The organism is Mycobacterium sp. MUNTM1, from assembly GCF_054660795.1.
Genome location: NZ_BAAGDE010000035.1, coordinates 21,647 through 41,392, shown reverse-complemented (window position 1 = coordinate 41,392; position 19,746 = coordinate 21,647). Strand labels below are relative to the sequence as shown.

Here is a 19,746-nt window from a genome sequence, read left to right as displayed (position 1 = left end):
GGACGGAAAGGACGCCAGATGCAGGGACTGGTACTGCAGCTGACGCGCGCCGGATTTTTAATGCTGCTGTGGGTATTCATCTGGTCCGTGCTGCGTATCCTGCGGACCGACATCTACGCGCCCACCGGTGCCGTCATGGTGCGACGGGGTCTGGCGCTGCGCAGCACGCTGCTTCCGTCGCGCCAGCGCCGGCACGCGGCCCGCTACCTGGTGGTCACCGAGGGCGCACTGGCCGGCGGGCGCATCACGCTGAGCGGACAGCCGGTGTTGATCGGTAGGGCCGACGACTCCACGCTGGTGCTGACCGACGACTACGCCTCGACGCGGCACGCCAGGCTGTCGCAGCGCGGCTCGGAGTGGTACGTCGAGGATCTAGGATCGACCAACGGCACTTACCTTGACAGGGCGAAGGTGACGACTGCGGTACGAGTTCCGATCGGAACACCGATTCGAATCGGCAAAACGGCGATTGAGTTGCGCCCGTGACCCTGGTCCTGCGATACGCCGCGCGGAGTGATCGCGGCCTGGTGCGCGCCAACAACGAAGATTCTGTCTATGCCGGGGCACGGCTGCTCGCGCTCGCCGACGGCATGGGTGGTCACGCCGCCGGCGAGGTGGCATCCCAACTGGTGATCGCCGCGCTGGCCCACCTCGACGACGACGAACCCGGCGGCGACCTGCTGGCCAAGCTCGACAACGCGGTGCGCTCCGGCAACGCGGCCATCGCCGCACAGGTGGAGGCCGAGCCCGAGCTGGAGGGGATGGGCACCACCCTCACCGCGATCCTGTTCGCGGGCGACCGCATCGGGATGGTGCACATCGGCGACTCGCGCGGCTACCTGTTGCGCGACGGGGAGCTGACTCAGATCACCAAGGACGACACGTTCGTCCAGACCCTGGTCGATGAAGGCCGCATCACCCGGGAAGAGGCTCACAGCCACCCGCAGCGGTCGTTGATCATGCGGGCGCTCACCGGCCACGAGGTCGAGCCGACGCTGACCATGCGCGAGGCGCGCGCCGGAGACCGCTATCTGCTCTGCTCCGACGGGTTATCGGATCCGGTGAGCGACGAGACCATCCTGGAGGCCCTGCAGATCCCCGATGTCGCCGAGGCGGCCTATCGCCTCATCGAGTTGGCGCTGCGCGGCGGCGGCCCGGACAACGTGACCGTCGTGGTCGCCGACGTCGTCGACTACGACTACGGGCAGACCCAGCCGATTCTCGCCGGCGCGGTGTCGGGCGACGAGGATCAGATGACCCTGCCCAACACCTCGGCCGGCCGCGCCTCGGCTATTCGGCCCCGCGACGAATCCGCTAAACGCGTTGCGCCGCAACCGGAGACACCGAATCGGCCGCGCTGGTCGCGCCGGAAGATGTACCTGGCCGTCGGCCTGGCGGTGCTGCTGGTGTTCGCTGGCCTCACCGTCGGATGGTGGGTCATCCAACGCAACTACTACGTCGCGGAATACAGCGGCAGGATCTCCATCGTCCGCGGCATCCAGGGCACCCTGCTGGGCATCCCCTTGCAGGAGCCCTACCTGGTGGGCTGCCTCAACACCCGCAACGAGCTCTCCCTGATCAGCTACGGGCAATCCAGCGGCCACCCCAACTGCCAGCCGATGACGCTGCAAGATCTGCGCCGGCCCGGACAAGTGCAGGTTCAAACCGGACTGCCGGGCGGCAGCCTGGACCAGGCCGAGTCGCAACTGCGGCAGCTTCTGGCCGAGTATCTGTTGCCGATTTGTCCGCCCCCGCGCGCGACGTCTCCGCCCGGCGCGCCGGGCACCCGCAGCGGAACAACAGAACCCGGCACCACAGCATCGCCCGCACCACCGACCACCTCTTCGAGCGCCACCCCCGCACCGAGCACGAGCGCCAATGGCCCCGCGAACTCTGCGCCGGCAGGTCCGACGACCACGTCGCAGACAGTCACCGCGCTTCCCGGGCCGCCACTTCAACCGGGCATCGATTGCCGGACGGTGGCATGACGACCCAACTCCAGCCGCCGGTCGCGGTCACGCCCCCGTTGCCTACCCGGCGCAATGCCGAGTTGCTGCTGCTGGTCTTCGCCTCACTGATCACCGTCGCCGCGCTGCTGATCGTCGAAGCCAATCAAGAGCGCGATCTGCATTGGAACGCGATCAGCTACGGGCTGGTCTTCCTCGTCGTCTTCGGGTCGGCGCACATGGCCATCCGGCGCTTCGCGCCTTACACCGATCCGCTGCTGTTGCCGATCGTGGCGTTGCTCAACGGTCTTGGCCTGGTGATGATTCACCGGCTCGACCTGGTCACCAATCAGCTCAGCGGACGGCACCACCCCAGCGCGACCCAGCAGATGCTGTGGACCCTGATCGGCGTGGTGACCTTTTCGCTGGTGGTCACGTTCCTGAAAGACCATCGCCAACTGGCGCGCTACGGCTACATCTGCGGACTGGTCGGCCTGGTCTTTCTGGTGATCCCCGCCCTGCTGCCGGCATCGCTGTCCGAGCAGAACGGCGCCAAGATCTGGATTCGCTTGCCCGGCTTCTCAATTCAGCCCGCCGAGTTCTCCAAGATCCTGCTGCTGATCTTTTTCTCCGCGGTGTTGATCGCCAAGCGCGGCCTGTTCACCAGCGTGGGTAAGCATTTCATGGGACTCACCCTGCCCCGGCCGCGCGACCTCGCGCCCCTGCTGGCGGCGTGGGTGATCTCGGTCGGGGTGATGGCCTTCGAAAAAGACCTCGGCACATCGCTATTGCTGTACACGTCATTTCTGGTGGTGGTCTACCTCGCCACCCAACGCTTCAGCTGGGTGGGGATCGGCCTAGTCCTGTTCGTCGCGGGAAGCGTTGTCGCGTATTACATTTTCGCCCACGTCCGGGTCCGCGTGCAGATGTGGTGGGACCCGTTCTCCGACCCCGACGGCAGCGGCTACCAGATTGTCCAGTCGCTCTTCAGTTTTGCCACCGGCGGGATCTTCGGGACCGGCCTGGGTAACGGCCAGCCCGACACGGTGCCGGCCGCATCGACCGACTTCATCATCGCCGCCTTCGGCGAAGAACTGGGGCTGGTGGGCCTGGCCAGCATCCTGATGCTCTACACCATCGTGATCGTGCGGGGCCTGCGCACGGCGATCGCCACCCGCGACAGCTTCGGCAAGTTGCTGGCCGCGGGCCTGGCGTCGACGCTGGCCCTTCAGCTGTTCATCGTCGTCGGTGGGGTAACCCAGCTCATTCCGCTGACCGGGCTGACCACGCCGTGGATGTCTTACGGCGGCTCGTCCCTGCTGGCGAACTACGTGCTGCTGGCCATCCTGGTGCGCATCTCGCACAGCGCTCGTCGGCCCCTGCGCAGCCGCACCCGCAAGCCGCCGATCGCGGCGGCCAGCACAGAGGTGATCGAAAAAGTATGAACACCTCTCTGCGCCGGATCTCGGTGACCGTGATGGCGCTGATCGTGTTGCTGTTGATCAACGCCACGATGACGCAGGTCTTCGCCGCCGACTCGCTGCGTGCCGACCCGCGCAACCAGCGGGTCCTGCTCGACGAGTATTCGCGCCAGCGCGGCCAGATCGTGGCCGGCGGCCAGCTGCTGGCCTATTCGGCCGCCACCGACAACCGCTACCGCTTCCTGCGCGTCTACCCCAACCCGGAGGAGTACGCGCCCGTCACCGGCTTCTATTCGCTGCGGTATTCCAGCACCGGCCTGGAACGCGCCGAAGATCCGCTGTTGAACGGCTCCGACGAGCGGCTGTTCGGGCGGCGGCTGGCCGACTTCTTCACCGGCCGCGACCCGCGCGGCGCGAACGTCGACACCACGATCAAGCCGCGCGTCCAGCGCGCCGCCTGGGACGCGATGGAACAGGGCTGCGGCGGTCCGCCGTGCAAAGGCGCCGTCGTCGCACTCGAGCCGTCGACCGGCAAGATCTTGGCGATGGTGTCCTCGCCGTCCTATGACCCCAACCTGCTGTCGTCGCACGATCCCGACGTGCAGGCGCAGGCGTGGCAGAAGCTGCGCGATGACCCGAACAATCCGCTGACCAACCGCGCGATCTCGGAGACGTACCCGCCCGGGTCCACCTTCAAGGTGATCACCACCGCGGCCGCGCTGCAGGCCGGGGCCTCCGACACCGAGCAGCTGACGGCCGCGTCCTCCATCCCGCTGCCCAACAGCACGGCAACCTTGGAGAACTACGGTGGGGAATCGTGTGGAAACGAGCCGACGGTGTCGCTGCGGCAGGCCTTCGCCCTGTCCTGCAACACCGCATTCGTCCAGCTCGGGATGCTCACCGGGTCCGACGCGCTGCGCAACATGGCGCGCTCGTTCGGGCTGGACAGCGCGCCCAGCGTGATCCCGCTGCAGGTCGCGGAGTCGACCGTGGGGATCATCCCGGACGCCGCGGCGCTGGGAATGTCGAGCATCGGCCAGAAAGATGTCGCGATGACACCCCTGCAGAACGCCGAAATCGCCGCGACCATCGCGAACGATGGGGTGACGATGCAGCCCTACCTGATCGACAGCCTCAAGGGGCCAGACCTGACCACGATCAGCACCACGGCACCGTATGAGCAGCGGCGCGCCGTGTCGCCGCAGGTCGCCGCTAAGCTAACAGAGCTGATGGTCGGCGCCGAGAAGGTCGCACAGCAGAAAGGGGCCATTCCCGGCGTGCAGATCGCATCTAAGACTGGTACCGCAGAGCATGGCAGCGATCCGCGGCACACCCCGCCGCACGCGTGGTACATCGCTTTCGCGCCCGCACAGACCCCGAAGGTCGCTGTGGCGGTGTTGGTGGAGAATGGCGCCGACCGCCTGTCCGCGACGGGGGGTGCACTCGCCGCGCCGATCGGACGGGCTGTGATCCAGGCCGCGCTACAGGGAGGACCATGAGCCCGCGAGTTGGTGTGACGCTGTCTGGCAGGTACCGCCTACAGCGCCTGATCGCCACCGGCGGCATGGGTCAGGTGTGGGAGGCGGTAGACAGCCGGCTGGGCCGACGCGTCGCGGTCAAGGTGCTCAAGCAGGAGTTCTCGCAGGATCCCGAGTTCATTGAACGGTTCCGCGCCGAGGCGCGTACCACCGCGATGCTCAACCACCCCGGCATTGCGGCCGTCCACGACTACGGCGAAAGCCAGCTGGACGGGGAAGGCCGGACCGCCTATCTGGTGATGGAGCTGGTCAACGGCGAGCCGCTGAACTCGGTGCTCAAGCGCACCGGCCGGCTGTCGCTGCGGCACGCCCTGGACATGCTCGAGCAGACCGGCCGCGCGCTGCAGGTCGCCCACGCCGCCGGCCTGGTGCACCGCGACGTCAAACCGGGGAACATCTTGATCACCCCGACCGGCCAGGTGAAGATCACCGACTTCGGTATCGCCAAGGCCGTCGACGCCGCGCCGGTGACCCAGACCGGGATGGTGATGGGCACCGCCCAATACATCGCCCCCGAGCAGGCCCTGGGCCACGACGCCACCCCGTCCAGCGACGTGTACTCGCTGGGAGTGGTTGGCTACGAGGTTGTTTCGGGCAAGCGGCCGTTCACCGGCGATGGCGCACTGACGGTGGCGATGAAGCACATCAAGGAACCGCCGCCGCCGCTGCCCGCCGAGCTGCCGCCCAACGTGCGCGAACTCATCGAGATCACGCTGGTGAAGAACCCCGCGATGCGGTACCGCAGCGGGGGGCCGTTCGCCGACGCCGTGGCCGCCGTACGCGCCGGTCGTCGTCCGCCCCGGCCCAGCGCGACACCACCCGCCGGCCGGGCCTCGCCGGCGGCGATTCCGTCCAGCCCGACCACCCGCGCGGCCGCGGTGTCGCCGAGCCGCAGCGCGGCGCCCCGTCGGTCGCGGCCGACCACGGGCGGGCACCGCCCACCCCCGGCCCGGCGTACCTTCTCCTCGGGTCAGCGCGCGCTGCTGTGGGCCGCCGGTGTGCTCGGGGCGCTGGCCATCATCATCGCGGTGCTGATCGTCATCAATTCGAAGGCCGACCAGCAGCAACAGCCACCGACGGTGACCGACACCGGGACCCCGCCGGCCACGGCGCCGCCGCCCACGAAGACGCCGAGCGGTTTGGGGGCCCGGCCCGAAATGCGACTCGATTGGCCGGATGACGGGACAATAGGGACCTCCGGCTTGCACAACGTGCCGGCCCGACACGGAACACGTCAATGACCACGCCGCAGCACCTGTCCGACCGTTACGAACTGGGCGAGATCCTCGGGTTCGGGGGTATGTCCGAGGTCCACCTGGCCCGCGACGTTCGCTTGCACCGCGACGTCGCGGTCAAGGTGCTGCGCGCGGATCTGGCCCGCGACCCCAGCTTCTACCTACGCTTCCGGCGCGAGGCGCAAAACGCCGCCGCGCTGAATCACCCGTCCATTGTCGCGGTCTACGACACCGGCGAGGCCGAGACACCCACCGGGCCGCTGCCCTACATCGTCATGGAGTACGTCGACGGCGTCACCCTGCGCGACATCGTGCACACCGATGGCCCGCTGCCGCCACGCCGGGCCATCGAGATCATCGCCGACGCATGCCAGGCGCTGAACTTCAGCCACCAGAACGGCATCATCCACCGCGACGTCAAGCCGGCCAACATCATGATCAGCACCACCAATGCGGTCAAGGTGATGGACTTCGGCATCGCCCGCGCGATCGCCGACAGCGGCAACAGCGTCACCCAGACCGCCGCGGTCATCGGAACAGCGCAGTATCTTTCGCCCGAACAGGCCCGCGGCGACACCGTCGACGCCCGTTCCGACGTGTACTCGTTGGGCTGTGTGCTCTACGAAATCCTCACTGGCGAGCCACCTTTCACGGGTGATTCGCCTGTTGCCGTTGCCTACCAACATGTTCGGGAAGATCCGGTCCCGCCATCGCAGCGGCACGAGGGCATTTCCGCCGACCTCGACGCGGTCGTGCTCAAGGCGTTGGCGAAGAATCCCGACAACCGTTATCAGACCGCTGCGGAGATGCGCGCCGATCTGATCCGGGTGCACAACGGCGAAAAGCCCGAAGCGCCAAAGGTGCTCACCGACGCCGACCGGAGCTCGCTGCTGTCGTCCGGCCCCGGCTCGGTCGGTCCGTCGCGGACCGATCCGCTGCCGCGTCAGGTTCTCGCCGACGCGGGCGAAGACCGCAGCGTCGGCTCGGTCGGCCGCTGGATCGTCGCGGTCGCCGCGCTGGCGGTGTTGACGATCGTTGTCGTCATCGCCTTCAACACGTTCGGCGGCGGCGCCCGCGACGTGCAGGTGCCCGACGTGCGCGGGCAGGTATCCGCCGATGCCATCGCGGCGCTGCAGAACCGCGGCTTCAAGACCCGCACCCTGCAGAAGCCGGACTCCACGATCCCGCCCGACCACGTCATCGGCACCGACCCTGGCGCCAACGCGTCGGTCAATGCGGGCGACGAGATCACCATCAACGTCTCCACCGGGCCCGAACAGCGCGAGGTGCCCGACGTGTCCTCGCTGAGCTACTCCGACGCGGTCACCAAGCTCAAGGCCGCCGGATTCAGCAAGTTCAAGCAGGCCAACTCGCCGTCGACCCCGGAACTGCTGGGCAAGGTGATCGGGACCAACCCGCCGGCCAACCAGACGTCGGCGATCACCAATGTCGTCACCCTCATCGTCGGTTCGGGGCCGGAGACCAAGCAGGTTCCCGATATCGCCGGCCAGACCGTCGACATCGCGCAGAAGAACCTGACCGTCTACGGCTTCAGCAAGGTCACCCAGGTGCAGGTGGACAGCCCGCGTCCGGCCGGCGAGGTGATCGGCACCAATCCGCCCAAGGGACAGTCGGTTCCAGTGGACTCGGTGATCGAGCTGCAGGTGTCCAAGGGCAACCAGTTCATCATGCCCGACCTGTCCGGCATGTTCTGGACCGACGCCGAGCCGCGGCTGCGCGCGCTGGGCTGGACCGGGATCTTGGACAAGGGCGCCGACGTCGACGCCGGCGGCTCCCAGTCCCACCGGGTGGTGTATCAGAACCCGCCGGTCGGCTCCGGGGTCAACCGGGACGGCATCATCACGCTGAAGTTCGGTCAGTAGCCGTCGGGTCGGCCGGGAAATACGGTCGCACCGCGGCGTGCACATCGTTCTCGAGCCGGCGCACCAACGTGTCGTCGCGTTCCCATCCGCAGTCGGCGAGCCAGTTCGCCAGCATCCGGTGGCCGCCCTCGGTGAGGATCGACTCGGGGTGGAACTGGACGCCGTGAATCGGCAGTTCGGTGTGCCGCACGCCCATGATCACGCCACTCTCGGTGTGGGCGGTGACCTGAAGCACCGGCGGCAGCGACTCGGGCAGGATAGTCAGCGAATGATAGCGGGTCGCCGTGAAGGGGTCCGGGAGTCCTTGCAGCACACCGGAATTGCCGTGGTGGACGCTGCTGGTTTTGCCGTGCAGCAGCTCGGGAGCCCGGTCGACGACGGCGCCGAAGGCGACGCCGATGGCCTGGTGTCCGAGGCAGACGCCGAGCAGGGGGGTCCGCTCGGCGGCACACGCGCGAACCATCGGAATCGACGCGCCCGCGCGTTCCGGGGTGCCCGGCCCCGGGCTGAGCAACACCCCGTCGAACTGGCGCGCCACGGCGGCCTCGTCGGAGAGGCGGGTGTCGTCATTGCGCCAGACTTCGGCGTCCACACCCAGCTGACCGAGGTATTGCACCAGGTTGAACACGAAGCTGTCGTAGTTGTCGACAACCAGGATCCGCATCGTGCCAGGTTACCGTCCGCCGGGGGTCGCGCCGCTGGTCAGTAGGCGTCAGTAGCCGATCGGGCCGTTGGGTTGCGCGAAATGCAGCCGGTCGGGCTCGAAATGACCCACCACCTGCACGTCCGACTTCACCTCTTCGGTGTAACCGAGACCGAAGCGAACCACGTACTGCTTGTACAGGACCACCAGCGGCGCGGCGGCCAGGGCGGCCTGCATGGCCGCCGCGTTGCCGATCGCGGTGATCGTGTACGGCGGGCTGTAGGTGCGCCCGTTCAGCAGGAGGGTGTTGCCGACGCAGCGGGGCACGGAGGTCGCGATGATCCGTTGGTCCTGCATCTGGATCGCCTCGGCGCCGGCGCTCCAGAGCGCGTTGAGCACGGCCAGGATGTCTTGCTGGTGCACCACCAGATCGTCCGGCGAGGCATCGCGGGGGAAGCGGCCGTTGGCGTCACGTTGTGCGTCCGCGAGGGTGACCACCAGGCCCGGCCCGTGCACCGGGCTCATTCCGGCATCACCGGCGAGCTGGCCGGAGCGCCGCAGCATGGCCGCCAGCGCGGCATCGGACGACCGCCCGTGCGCGGCGTCGATCTTGGCAGCCAGCGTCTCGCGCTGCGCGCTGAGACGGTTCACCGAGGACTGCGTCTCGCGGACCAGGTCCACCAACCGGGGGGCGTCGCTGCGGCGGATTTCGGCGCCTCCGGAGACGCCGTGGGTGGCGGCGAGCAGCAGTCCGGCCAGCAGACACACGATCGGCACGCCCAAGCGCCATGGCGACCGGCGCGTCTGGATCATCGCCTCTCCATTTCCTGGTCACCGCTCCAGGTGAGTTAGTCTCGTAGCCAAGTTATGGGTGCAGCTGCAGTGCTTATCGTTGCACCCCGTCCCGCTCACCGTGTCGTTGAGGTAATCCGCGAGGTAATCATGCCCAAGTCCAAGGTCCGCAAGAAGAACGACTTCACCGTCAGCGCGGTCAGCCGCACCCCGGTGAAAGTCAAGGTCGGACCCTCGAGCGTGTGGTTCGTCGCGCTTTTCATCGGTCTGATGCTGATCGGCCTCGTCTGGCTGATGGTGTTCCAGTTGGCCGCCGTCGGGAGCCAGGCACCGACCGCTCTCAATTGGATGGCCCAATTGGGTCCGTGGAACTACGCGATCGCGTTCGCTTTCATGATCACCGGCTTGTTGCTCACGATGCGCTGGCACTGAGCAGGCCAGTCGCCGTAATGAATTCATTTTCGGCCTGATCTGTCAACCGCGTCAGCAACTTTCCAACCACCCAATCACACGCGTGTGATTTATCCCCACTGTTGATAGCTGATGTGGATAACTGCATAGACCGTGGTGGGAGGGGTTAGAGACCGCATGCAGCAAACACAATGGCAGCCGCACGCGACGGGAATCGCTGGTTGTGGAGCCGCGGGCCTTCTGATGGCAATCGCGGCTGTGACCGTGGTCACAGACCCGCCGGGGCGCATTCTGGCGGGCGTTGCCGCGGCGGGTCTGATCTTGTTTGCCGGCGTGTCGTGGCGCGCGCGTCCCAAGCTGGCAATCACGCCCGGCGGCCTGGCGCGTCGCGGCTGGTTCCGAACGCAGGTATTGCAGCATTCCGACATCGAGATCATCCGCATCATCGAGTTCCGCCGCTACGGGCGCAAAGTGCGGTTGCTCGAGGTTGAGACGGCCGACGGCGACCTAATGCTGTTCTCCCGCTGGGACCTTGGCACGGACCCGCTGGAGGTGCTCGACGCGCTCACGGCAGCGGGCTACGCGGGCCGCCAGCAAGGCTGAGCGGCCCGCGGCCTACCGCCGGCTCAGGAGATGGTGATCGACTCGATGACGACCGGCTCGGTGGGACGGTCATTGCCGTCGGTGCCCGTCGTCGAGATCGCCTCGACGACCTGCTGCGACTCGGGGTCGGTCACCTCGCCGAAGATCGTATGGCGCCGGTTCAGGTGCGGAGTCTGGCCGACCGTGATGAAGAACTGCGAGCCATTGGTGCCGGGCCCCGCGTTCGCCATCGCCAGCAGGTAGGGCTTGTCGAATTGCAGTTCGGGGTGGAACTCGTCGGCGAACTTGTAGCCCGGACCGCCGCGACCGGTCCCGGTCGGGTCGCCACCCTGGATCATGAAGCCCCGGATCACCCGGTGAAAGACCGCGCCGTCGTAGAACGGGCCGGATGAGCCTCCCGATGCGTTCTGCGTCGAGTACTCCTTGGTGCCCTGCGCCAGGCCAACGAAGTTGGCGACGGTCTTGGGCGCGTGGTTTCCGAAGAGGGCGACCTTGATGTCGCCGCGGTTGGTGTGGAGCGTGGCGGTAGCAGTCTGAATGGGGCTGTTGGTCACGGCATCAGAGTCTGCCACTACGGGCGGGCGTTGCCGCACGCGGTGTCACCCAAAGGCGACGCCGGCGTCCCTATGCTGGCAGTCTGTTCAGATACCGGGCCGGCCTGCCGGCGGGCTCTACCCACCGGACGGAAAGGCGACAGATGAGCGCAAAGGCGGATTCCCGGCTGACCCCGCGGCAGCGACTGGCCCGCGGCCTGACCTATTCGGCGCAGGGACCGGTGGACGTCACCCGGGGAGTGGTCGGCCTGAGTGTCCAGTCTGCGCAATCGACCGCCGCACAGCTGCGTCGCCGGTATCAAGAAGGCCGGCTGGCCCAAGACCTCGCCGCGGCGCAGGAAACCCTGGCCCAGGAATTGGCCGCCGCGCAGGAAGTCGTCACGAATCTGCCCCAGGCGCTGCAGGACGCGCGGCGCGCGCAGCGTCGCGGCAAGCGCCCATTGGTCTTTGCCGCGGCCGCCGTCGCGGTCCTCGCCGGGGGCGCCGTCGTGTTCAGCCTCGTCCGGCGCTCCGTGCGGGCGAAGCCCCAGGACCCGCAGTCGCGTCCGCCCAGCGTCGACGTGCAACCGCGTCCCTAGGTCACCGCACGGCCAGCTGAAGCCGTTCGCGGCGCCGGACCAGGATGCTCGGCAGCCATTCGCCGATGTCGGTCGCGTCGATCCATGAGGTGCGCTCGAGCAGCATCCGCAGCACGATATGGGCCTCCAACCGGGCCAGCGCGGCACCGACGCAGAAATGCACGCCTTTGCCGAAAGTCACGTGGCTCTTGGCGGACGCGCGGTCGAGCCGGAATTCGTTCGGGCCTTCGAAGTGCGACGGGTCGCGGTTGGCCGCTCCCCACATGAGTAACAGGTGCGCGCCGGCCGGCACTTCGACCCCACCCAGCGCGGTGTCGCGCCACACGTGGCGGTAATGACCGCGAAACGGCGACTCAAAGCGCAGCGTCTCTTCGATGAAACTGCTTAGCAATTCCGGGTTTTCGCGAAGTTGCTGCTGGATCGCGGGGCGATCGGTAAGGATCCAGGCCGCGCTGCCCAGCAGCGACGCCGTCGATTCTCCCGCGGCGCTGAAGAGGGTGAGCATGATCCCAAGCGCCGGCAGCTGTTCAAGTTCACCCGATGCGCAGCGGGCTGCCAGATCGGCGATCAGACCGTCTTCACGGTTGTCGCTTGCCTTTTCGAAGTGCTCGAGGACATAACCGGAGAGTTCCATTGCCGCGACTCCGGCCGCCGCGAGCTGATCGGGTGTGACGATCCCGTCGAGCAAGGTGGTGGTGGCGTAGCCGAGCCGAATGAGCCTGTCGACATCATCGTCGGGCAGACCCAACAGCTTGCAGACCACCATCATCGGCAACCGGTTGGCGACCGCGCTCATCCACTCGATCTGACCATCGCGCAGGTTCTCCTCCCAGAGAAGGTCCGCGGTCTGTGCGGCGAACTCTTCAATGATCCGAACACGTTTGGCCGATAGGTGGGGTAGCAGGATCTTCCGGTGCATCGCATGAATCGGGTCGTCCGCAGTGGCCAATGTATGCATCGGGGCTCCCGGCGGTCCCATATCGAACGGGGTAATGGTGCCGTCCTCGTGGAAAACCATGGTCGCTGTGAGGTTCGATGAAAAGTCTCCGACCCGGTCGACGGCCTCCAGCACCGCGTCCCAACCGCATACCGCGTAGAACACCGAGTCGCCGATGCGGTGCACCGGCGCCTCGGCGCGCATCCGGTCGTACAGCGGGTAGGGATCCTGTATCGCCTCGCTACCAAAGAATCGGACCGCGCTGTCCAAGACCGTCATGCGTTTCAGGCTCGACGCAGGCCACCGGCGGCGTCAACGGGATGCCGAGAAGTTGAGGAACCGTCGCGCCCGCGCGCAGCGGGGGACGACCACGCACACCGGGCACCAGCAGCCGATTCGTTTGATAAGGAGTGTGTCAAATTTCTCACCCTGCGAAAGACACTTCTCGGTCGTGCAATGTGGTGGAGCATGGGTGGATGCCGCGTGATGACTGGTTGGTGGGTCGGGACCGCCGCAGTGAAGCCGCCGAACGGATCTACACCGCGGCGGCCGACCTGATCGCGCGCCACGGATACGACGGATTCACGATCGAGGCTTTGGCGGCCCGGGTGCACTGCTCGCCCGCGACGATCTACCGGCATGCCGGCGGCAAGGCGACCATCCGCGACGCCGTAATCGGCATTCAAGCGGCTCGCATTGTCGACGCCACACGGCAAGCCATCGAGGACCTTCGGGGCCCCGAGCGGGTGGTGACCGCCACGATCCTGGCGTTGGAACGCCTGCGCTCCGATCCGCTGGCTCAGCTCATGCGCTCGATCCATGCGGCCCCGGTCAGCGATTGGGTCATCAGCTCACCCACGGTGACCACCCTGGCCGCCGAGATGCTGGGGCCCGACAACGATGACCCGTTGGCCGCGCAGTGGTTGATCCGCGTCTTCCTGGCGCTGTGGGGTTGGCCGCTCAAAGACCCGGACGCCGAACGCGCCCTGGTGGAGCGCTTTCTCGGCTCGTCGTATACCGCGACGGCGGCGAAGGACGCTTGAGTTGTGGAGCCTAGGGGAATCGAACCCCTGACACCCGCCTTGCAAAGGCGGTGCTCTACCAACTGAGCTAAGGCCCCTCATCGTGACTGAGCGGTTGACCCCGGTCATCCACCGCCACGTGCCAGACCTCGACCCCACGTCGTGACCACGCCACCGCTGCCAATACGGCGATGAGTCCCAGTGGCAGGGCGAGCCTTACGCAACGTCTTGACGGGCACATGGTTGTGGGCCTAGGAGGACTCGAACCTCCGACCTCTTCGTTATCAGCGAAGCGCTCTAACCGCCTGAGCTATAGGCCCGTACTCGCGTACGGCCGAGCGACGAGATTACCGCAATCCCCGCCCTACTCCCAAAAGCACAGCATTCACTGCTAGTCGCGGTCCGCCAGCGTGACCTCGACGCCGCCGATCAGATCGGTCGTCAGGTTGTAGACGAACGCGGCGATGGTGGCCATCGCGGTCAGCAGCACGATGTTGACCAGCCCGATCAGGACGGCGCCGCCGAATATCGTGCCGCTGGACACCAGTTCGCCGCTGCTGCCGCTGGTGTTGTTCAGCAGGTCGCCGACGTTGCTGTTCAGCTTCGACCACACACCCATACCGCCGAGCACCAGGTAGAGGAACGCGACGGCAATCATCCAGACGAAGAACAACGCCACCGAGAGCAGCAGCGACACCTTCAGCGTGCTCCACGGGTCGATGCGGCGGATCTGCATGCTCGCGCGCACCGGGCCCCGCGTGCGCCGGGACACCTGCACCCGGTTGTCGCGACTGTCCCGTGCGTCCCGGCTTTCGGCGGCGGTCGAACGGCCCGTGCCCGACGAGCTCGACGACTCCGCGGGCCGCTCGGGGGCGGGCTTGCGGTGCGGGCCGCGCGGCAGCGGGCCGGACAGGTCCGGTAGCTCGCTGGCGTAGGCCTCCGTCTGCGACGTCTCGCCGCGCGTGGGCTCGGGCTCCTTGGCGTGCGACGGGGCGCCGGGTGCCGCGGTGCCGGAGATGAACCGGTTCAGCCGGGCTTCGACGCCGCCGGCCTGGCCGGAAGACCGCTTTTCGGTGGGCGGCTCGCCCTGCCGAGGTCCCGGCTGCTGGGGCCGGCCGCCGCGCTGCCAGGGCGGGCCATCCCCGCCCTCTTGGCTGCGGCCGCCCTGCGCGGGCGGCGCGGCGCGGCGCACCCCGGCACGCTCGACCGAACCATCCCCGTTGGGGCCGTCCCCCTTTTTGGGGGCACCCGGCTCGTTCGGTGAGGTCACCCCGACTCCTTAGGTCTCCTACCCTGGCCGCCGACGCGGTGGCAGTCGCGTTATGTCTGGTCGGGCTGAGTCTAATTGCCCGATTCCTCCGCGAGCCGTCCCGCGGCCCGCATCGTCATCGGGCCGAGTCTAGTGGCTCGGCGCCGGCTAGCTGTCCGACTCCGCGGCGCCGCCGCTTTCCTCGACGACTTCGTCCGCGTTTTCTTCCGCGTTGCGGGCGATGGCCAACAGCGTGTTCTCTTCACCCAGGTTCATCAGGCGCACGCCCTTGGTCTGCCGTCCCGCCTTGCGGACCTGGCCCGCTGCGGTGCGGATGACGCCGCCTCCCGAGGTGATTGCGTACAGCTCGCTGTCCTCATCGACAATCAACGCACCAACCAGCCTGCCACGCCGGCGGTCGTACATCACCGTCAGGACTCCCTTGCCCCCACGGCCCTGCACCGGATACTCCTCGATCGCGGTGCGCTTGGCATAACCGCCGGACGTCGCCACCAGGAGGTAGGTGCCCTCGCGCACGACGTTGAGCGACAGCAGGTAGTCGTCGGCGTTGAACCGCATGCCCTGCACGCCGGAGGTGGCGCGGCCCATCGGGCGCAGCGCTTCGTCGGTCGCCGAGAACCGGATGGACTGGCCGTTGGCCGAGACCAGCAGCAGGTCCTCGTCGGCGGAGCACAGCACCGCGCCCACCAGCTCGTCGCCGTCGCGCAGGTTGACGGCGACGATGCCACCCGAGCGGTTGGAATCGAAGTCGGTCAGCTTGGACTTCTTGACCAGGCCGTTGCGGGTGGCCAGGACCAGGTAGGGGGCGTCCTCGTAGCCGCGGATCTGGATGACCTGCGCGATGCGCTCCTCGGGCTGGAACGCCAGCAGGTTGGCGACGTGCTGACCGCGCGCGGTCCTCGACGCCTCGGGCAGCTCGTACGCCTTGGCGCGATACACCCGGCCCTGCGTGGTGAAGAACAGGATCCAGTCGTGCGTGGAGCACACGAAGAAGTGCCGCACGATGTCGTCCTGCTTCAGGCCGGCGCCCTGCACGCCCTTGCCGCCCCGTTTCTGGCTGCGGTACAGGTCGGTCTTGGTTCGCTTGGCGTAGCCGGTCTCGGTGATGGTGACGACGACGTCCTCACGGGCGATCAGATCCTCGTCGTTAACGTCGCCGTCGGCGGCGATGATCCGGGTGCGACGCTCGTCGCCGTGCTTGTCCACGATCTCGGACAGCTCTTCGTGCACGATCGCGCGCTGCCGCTCGGGCTTGGCCAGGATGTCTTCCAGGTCCGCGATCTCGGCCTCGATCTTGGCCAGGTCGTCGATGATGCGCTGGCGCTCCAGGGCGGCCAGCCGGCGCAGCTGCATGTCCAGGATCGCCTGCGCCTGGATTTCGTCGATGTCCAGCAGCTCGATCAGTCCGGCCCGCGCGATCTCTACGGTCTCCGACGCGCGGATCAGGGCGATCACCTCGTCAAGCGCGTCGAGCGCTTTGACCAGACCGCGCAAGATGTGCGCGCGTTCGTTCGCCTTGCGCAACCGGTAGGTGGTGCGCCGGACGATGACGTCGAGTTGATGCGCGACGTAGTAGCGGATCATCTGGTCGAGCCGCAGCGTGCGCGGCACCCCGTCGACGATCGAGAGCATGTTCGCGCCGAAACTGGTCTGCAGCTGGGTGTGCTTGTAAAGGTTGTTCAGCACCACCTTGGCCACGGCGTCGCGCTTGATCTCTACCACGATGCGCAGACCGACGCGGTCGCTGGACTGGTCTTCGATGTTGGAGATGCCGGCTAGCTTGCCGTCGCGGACCTGCTCGGCGATCGAGGTGATGAAGTTGTCGTGGTTCACCTGGTAGGGCAGCTCGGTGATCACCAGCGAGGTGCGGCCACGCGAATCCTCTTCCACCTCAACGACTCCGCGCATCCGGATCGAGCCGCGTCCGGTGGTGTACGCGTCGTGGATGCCCTGCGATCCGACGATCAGACCGTGGGTGGGGAAGTCCGGCCCCTTGACCCGCTCGCAGACCGCGGCCAGCGTGGCCTCTTCGTCGGCCTCGTGATTGTCCAGGCACCAGTAGACGGCTTCGGCCAACTCGCGCAGGTTGTGCGGCGGAATGTTGGTCGCCATGCCGACCGCGATGCCGCCGGAGCCGTTGGCCAGCAGGTTGGGGAACCGGCTGGGCAGCACGGTCGGCTCCTGCACCCGGCCGTCATAGTTGGGGATGAAATCGACTGTCTCCTCGTCGATTTCGCGCAGCATGTCCATCGCGAGCGGAGTCAGCCGGGCTTCTGTGTATCTCATCGCCGCCGGCGGGTCGTTACCCGGCGAACCGAAGTTGCCCTGCCCGTCGACCAGCGGGTAGCGCAGCGACCACGGTTGCGCCATGCGCACCAGGGTGTCGTAGATCGAGGCGTCGCCGTGCGGGTGGTAGTTACCCATCGTCTCGGCGACCGACCGCGCCGACTTGGCGTGGCTGCGGTCGGGGCGGAACCCGGAGTCGTACATCGCGTAGAGCACCCGGCGGTGCACCGGCTTCAGGCCGTCGCGCACCTCGGGCAGCGCGCGGCCGACGATGACGCTCATCGCGTAATCGATGTAGCTGCGCTGCATCTCCTGCTGAATGTCGACCGGCTGGATGCGGTCGACGGAGTCGTCGCCTGGCGGCAGCGTGGTGTCAGTCATGTATTCCTCGTTGGTTGGTCAACTCCTGGCCGGGTCCGATCGCTCAGACGTCCAGGAAGCGAACGTCCTTGGCATTGCGGGTGATAAAGCTGCGGCGCGCATCGACGTCCTCGCCCATCAGGATGGAGAACAGTTCGTCGGCGGCCGCCGCGTCGTCGAGCGTGACTTGGCGCAGCACCCGGACGGTGGGATCCATTGTGGTTTCCCACAATTCCTTGGCATCCATCTCACCGAGACCCTTGTAGCGCTGGATCCCGTCGTCCTTATTGATCTTCTTGCCCGCCTTCTGGCCGGCCTCCAGCAAGCCGTCACGCTCGCGGTCGGAGTAGGCGAATTCGGGATCGCTGCGCTGCCACTTCAGCTTGTACAGCGGCGGCTGCGCCAAGAACACGTGGCCGTGCTCGATCAGCGGCCGCATGAACCGGAACAGCAGCGTCAACAACAGGGTCGAGATGTGCTGGCCGTCGACGTCCGCGTCGGCCATCAGCACAATCTTGTGGTAGCGCAGTTTGGCGATGTCGAATTCGTCGTGGATGCCGGTGCCCAGCGCGGTGATGATCGCCTGGACTTCGGTGTTCTTCAAAACCCGGTCGATGCGCGCCTTTTCGACGTTGATGATCTTGCCGCGCAGCGGCAGGATGGCCTGAAACATCGAGTCGCGGCCACTCTTGGCCGAGCCGCCGGCCGAGTCACCCTCCACCACATACAGTTCGGACTTGCGCGGGTCCGTGGAGCGGCAATCGGCGAGCTTGCCGGGCAGTCCACCGAGATCGGTAGCGCTCTTGCGGCGCACCAACTCTCGCGCTTTGCGCGCGGCGATGCGGGCTTGTGCCGACGACACCGCCTTGTTGACCACGACCTTGGCGTCGGCGGGGTTGGCCTCGAACCAGTGCGTGAGTTGCTCGTTGCAAACCTTCTGCACGAACGACTTGACTTCGGTGTTGCCCAGTTTTGTCTTGGTCTGACCCTCGAACTGCGGCTCGCTGACCTTGACCGAGATCACCGCCGCCAGGCCCTCACGAATGTCGTCACCGGTGAGGTTCGGATCCTTGTCTTTCAGCAGCTTCTTGTCTTTGGCGTACTTGTTGACCACCGTCGTCAGCGCGCTGCGGAAACCCTCTTCGTGGGTGCCTCCCTCGTGGGTGTTGATGGTGTTGGCGAAGGTGTGCACCGATTCCGAGTAACCACCGTTCCATTGCATCGCGATTTCGACCTCGTGGCCCGGACCCTTGCCGTCGAAGTCGATGATGCTCTGCTGGATCGGGCTCTTGGTGCGGTTGATGTGCTTGACGAAGTCGACGAGCCCACCGGGGTAGTGGAAGGTACGGTGCTTAACCTTATGTGGCGCAGTGGATTCCGCGGCCTTTTCCTGAGCCGACTTGGGAGCCTCAGCGGTGTCGCTGACCACCTCGTCGACGACCTCTTCATTGCTGACCCGCTCATCGGTGAGGTTGATCGTCAACCCCTTGTTGAGGAACGCCATCTCCTGCAGCCGGCGCGCGACGGTTTCGAAGTCGTACTCGGTGGTTTCAAAGATCTCCGGATCGGCCCAGAATCGGATCGTGGTGCCGGTGCGCTTGGTGGCCTCGCCCTGCTTGAGGGTGCCGGGCACCGCGCGGTCGTAGTACTGCGACCATTCGTGGCCGTCGCGGGCGATGTCGACCTCGAGGCGGGTCGAGAGCGCGTTGACCACCGACACGCCGACGCCGTGCAGACCACCACTGACGTTGTAGCCGCTGTTCTCTCCGCCGAACTTGCCGCCCGCGTGCAGTTGGGTCATCACGACGTCGACGGTGGGGGCGCCGGTCGCGTGCATCGCGACCGGGATCCCGCGGCCGTTGTCGGAGACCTCGACGCTGCCGTCGTCGAGAATGCGGACGTCGACCTTGTCGGCGTAGCCGGCCATCGCCTCGTCGACCGAGTTGTCGACCACCTCCCAGATGAGGTGGTGCAGACCACGCTCACCGGTGGACCCGATGTACATACCGGGCCGTTTGCGGACGGCCTCCAGGCCTTCGAGCACAGTGATCGCTGAAGCGCCGTATTCTTCTTGCGCCTTCTTCTTCTGGGCAGCCACGGTCGGAATGCTCTCCTTGGGGTTTCATGCGGGCGGTTCCAGTCACCGCAACAGTCGCACCGTGCCAGTCTAGCGTGATCAACCGCCCGCACCGATTTTCTGGCCGCGTTTCTACCCAGCTAACCGCGCCGTGCGCACGATTTCTTTATTCTGGCCGCGTCCCGACGTG

The 19,746-nt window shown here is 66.8% G+C and carries 17 protein-coding genes and 2 tRNA genes; 10 read left to right on the top strand and 9 right to left on the bottom strand.

The genetic code is table 11. The features are described 5' to 3' along the window. The first annotated feature begins 18 nt into the window (after positions 1 to 18). The 6 genes from ACYQ8K_RS19285 to pknB are packed head-to-tail and all read left to right on the top strand — an operon-like array spanning position 19 to position 8,023. Positions 19 to 486: an FHA domain-containing protein FhaB/FipA gene (locus ACYQ8K_RS19285; RefSeq protein WP_007771646.1), complete on the top strand. Its 468-nt coding sequence runs from the start codon at positions 19 to 21 to the stop codon at positions 484 to 486. After that, on the top strand, positions 483 to 1,988 hold the full coding sequence (locus ACYQ8K_RS19280; protein ID WP_459971463.1) for a PP2C family protein-serine/threonine phosphatase: 1,506 nt from the start codon (positions 483 to 485) through the stop codon (positions 1,986 to 1,988). The genes ACYQ8K_RS19285 and ACYQ8K_RS19280 overlap by 4 nt, the downstream gene beginning before the upstream one ends. Further along, positions 1,985 to 3,391, top strand: a complete 1,407-nt coding sequence (locus ACYQ8K_RS19275) for an FtsW/RodA/SpoVE family cell cycle protein (RefSeq protein ID WP_459971461.1) — start codon at positions 1,985 to 1,987, stop codon at positions 3,389 to 3,391. Before ACYQ8K_RS19280 ends, ACYQ8K_RS19275 begins: the two co-directional genes overlap by 4 nt. Next, positions 3,388 to 4,866 carry a D,D-transpeptidase PbpA gene (gene pbpA / locus ACYQ8K_RS19270; RefSeq protein WP_459971459.1) on the top strand — a complete coding sequence of 493 codons (1,479 nt, stop codon included), beginning with the start codon at positions 3,388 to 3,390 and terminating at the stop codon, positions 4,864 to 4,866. The genes ACYQ8K_RS19275 and pbpA overlap by 4 nt, the downstream gene beginning before the upstream one ends. After that, a complete protein-coding gene (locus ACYQ8K_RS19265) occupies positions 4,863 to 6,146 on the top strand; it encodes a serine/threonine-protein kinase (RefSeq protein ID WP_459971457.1) in 1,284 nt (427 codons plus the stop codon). The genes pbpA and ACYQ8K_RS19265 overlap by 4 nt, the downstream gene beginning before the upstream one ends. Continuing rightward, positions 6,143 to 8,023: a Stk1 family PASTA domain-containing Ser/Thr kinase gene (gene pknB, locus ACYQ8K_RS19260; protein ID WP_459971455.1), complete on the top strand. Its 1,881-nt coding sequence runs from the start codon at positions 6,143 to 6,145 to the stop codon at positions 8,021 to 8,023. The genes ACYQ8K_RS19265 and pknB overlap by 4 nt, the downstream gene beginning before the upstream one ends. Here the strand turns inward: pknB and ACYQ8K_RS19255 are convergent. Next, the gene (locus ACYQ8K_RS19255) at positions 8,001 to 8,687 is read right to left on the bottom strand and encodes an aminodeoxychorismate/anthranilate synthase component II (protein ID WP_459971453.1); all 687 of its coding nucleotides are present in this window, start codon (positions 8,685 to 8,687) and stop codon (positions 8,001 to 8,003) included. The genes pknB and ACYQ8K_RS19255 overlap by 23 nt on opposite strands. A 48-nt stretch (positions 8,688 to 8,735) precedes the next feature. Then, positions 8,736 to 9,479 carry a DUF881 domain-containing protein gene (locus ACYQ8K_RS19250; protein ID WP_459971451.1) on the bottom strand — a complete coding sequence of 248 codons (744 nt, stop codon included), beginning with the start codon at positions 9,477 to 9,479 and terminating at the stop codon, positions 8,736 to 8,738. Between the two features lie 129 nt (positions 9,480 to 9,608). Here ACYQ8K_RS19250 and crgA point away from each other — a divergent pair, with 129 nt between their 5' ends. Further along, complete coding sequence (gene crgA / locus ACYQ8K_RS19245) at positions 9,609 to 9,890, top strand: cell division protein CrgA (protein ID WP_003872098.1); 282 nt, start codon at positions 9,609 to 9,611, stop codon at positions 9,888 to 9,890. 156 nt (positions 9,891 to 10,046) lie between these two features. Beyond that, a complete protein-coding gene (locus ACYQ8K_RS19240; RefSeq protein ID WP_459971449.1) occupies positions 10,047 to 10,472 on the top strand; it encodes a PH domain-containing protein in 426 nt (141 codons plus the stop codon). A 23-nt stretch (positions 10,473 to 10,495) separates the two neighbouring features. Here ACYQ8K_RS19240 and ACYQ8K_RS19235 read toward each other — a convergent pair whose 3' ends face one another. After that, a complete protein-coding gene (locus ACYQ8K_RS19235) occupies positions 10,496 to 11,044 on the bottom strand; it encodes a peptidylprolyl isomerase (RefSeq protein WP_459971447.1) in 549 nt (182 codons plus the stop codon). A 125-nt stretch (positions 11,045 to 11,169) separates the two neighbouring features. On the opposite strand from ACYQ8K_RS19235, the gene cwsA reads away from it, so the two are divergent. Continuing rightward, positions 11,170 to 11,604 (top strand): cell wall synthesis protein CwsA, encoded by a 435-nt coding sequence (cwsA, locus tag ACYQ8K_RS19230; protein ID WP_459971445.1) that lies wholly within the window; start codon positions 11,170 to 11,172, stop codon positions 11,602 to 11,604. A 1-nt stretch (position 11,605) separates the two neighbouring features. Here cwsA and ACYQ8K_RS19225 read toward each other — a convergent pair whose 3' ends face one another. Then, entirely contained in the window at positions 11,606 to 12,820 is a 1,215-nt protein-coding gene (locus tag ACYQ8K_RS19225; protein WP_459971443.1) for a cytochrome P450, read from the bottom strand. A gap of 197 nt (positions 12,821 to 13,017) precedes the next feature. Here ACYQ8K_RS19225 and ACYQ8K_RS19220 point away from each other — a divergent pair, with 197 nt between their 5' ends. Further along, positions 13,018 to 13,584 (top strand): TetR/AcrR family transcriptional regulator, encoded by a 567-nt coding sequence (locus tag ACYQ8K_RS19220; protein ID WP_459971441.1) that lies wholly within the window; start codon positions 13,018 to 13,020, stop codon positions 13,582 to 13,584. Between the two features lie 4 nt (positions 13,585 to 13,588). On the opposite strand, the gene ACYQ8K_RS19215 is transcribed toward ACYQ8K_RS19220, so the two are convergent. From ACYQ8K_RS19215 to gyrB, 5 genes are all read right to left on the bottom strand, one after another. Beyond that, positions 13,589 to 13,661, bottom strand: a tRNA-Ala gene (locus tag ACYQ8K_RS19215). A 148-nt stretch (positions 13,662 to 13,809) separates the two neighbouring features. After that, a tRNA-Ile gene (locus ACYQ8K_RS19210) sits at positions 13,810 to 13,883 on the bottom strand. A 71-nt stretch (positions 13,884 to 13,954) separates the two neighbouring features. Beyond that, positions 13,955 to 14,833 carry a DUF3566 domain-containing protein gene (locus ACYQ8K_RS19205; RefSeq protein WP_459971439.1) on the bottom strand — a complete coding sequence of 293 codons (879 nt, stop codon included), beginning with the start codon at positions 14,831 to 14,833 and terminating at the stop codon, positions 13,955 to 13,957. Positions 14,834 to 14,980: 147 nt separating this feature from the next. Further along, positions 14,981 to 17,500 (bottom strand): DNA gyrase subunit A, encoded by a 2,520-nt coding sequence (gyrA, locus tag ACYQ8K_RS19200; RefSeq protein WP_459971437.1) that lies wholly within the window; start codon positions 17,498 to 17,500, stop codon positions 14,981 to 14,983. A 43-nt stretch (positions 17,501 to 17,543) separates the two neighbouring features. Then, positions 17,544 to 19,577 (bottom strand): DNA topoisomerase (ATP-hydrolyzing) subunit B, encoded by a 2,034-nt coding sequence (gyrB, locus tag ACYQ8K_RS19195; protein ID WP_459971435.1) that lies wholly within the window; start codon positions 19,575 to 19,577, stop codon positions 17,544 to 17,546. Positions 19,578 to 19,746: the final 169 nt, after the last annotated feature.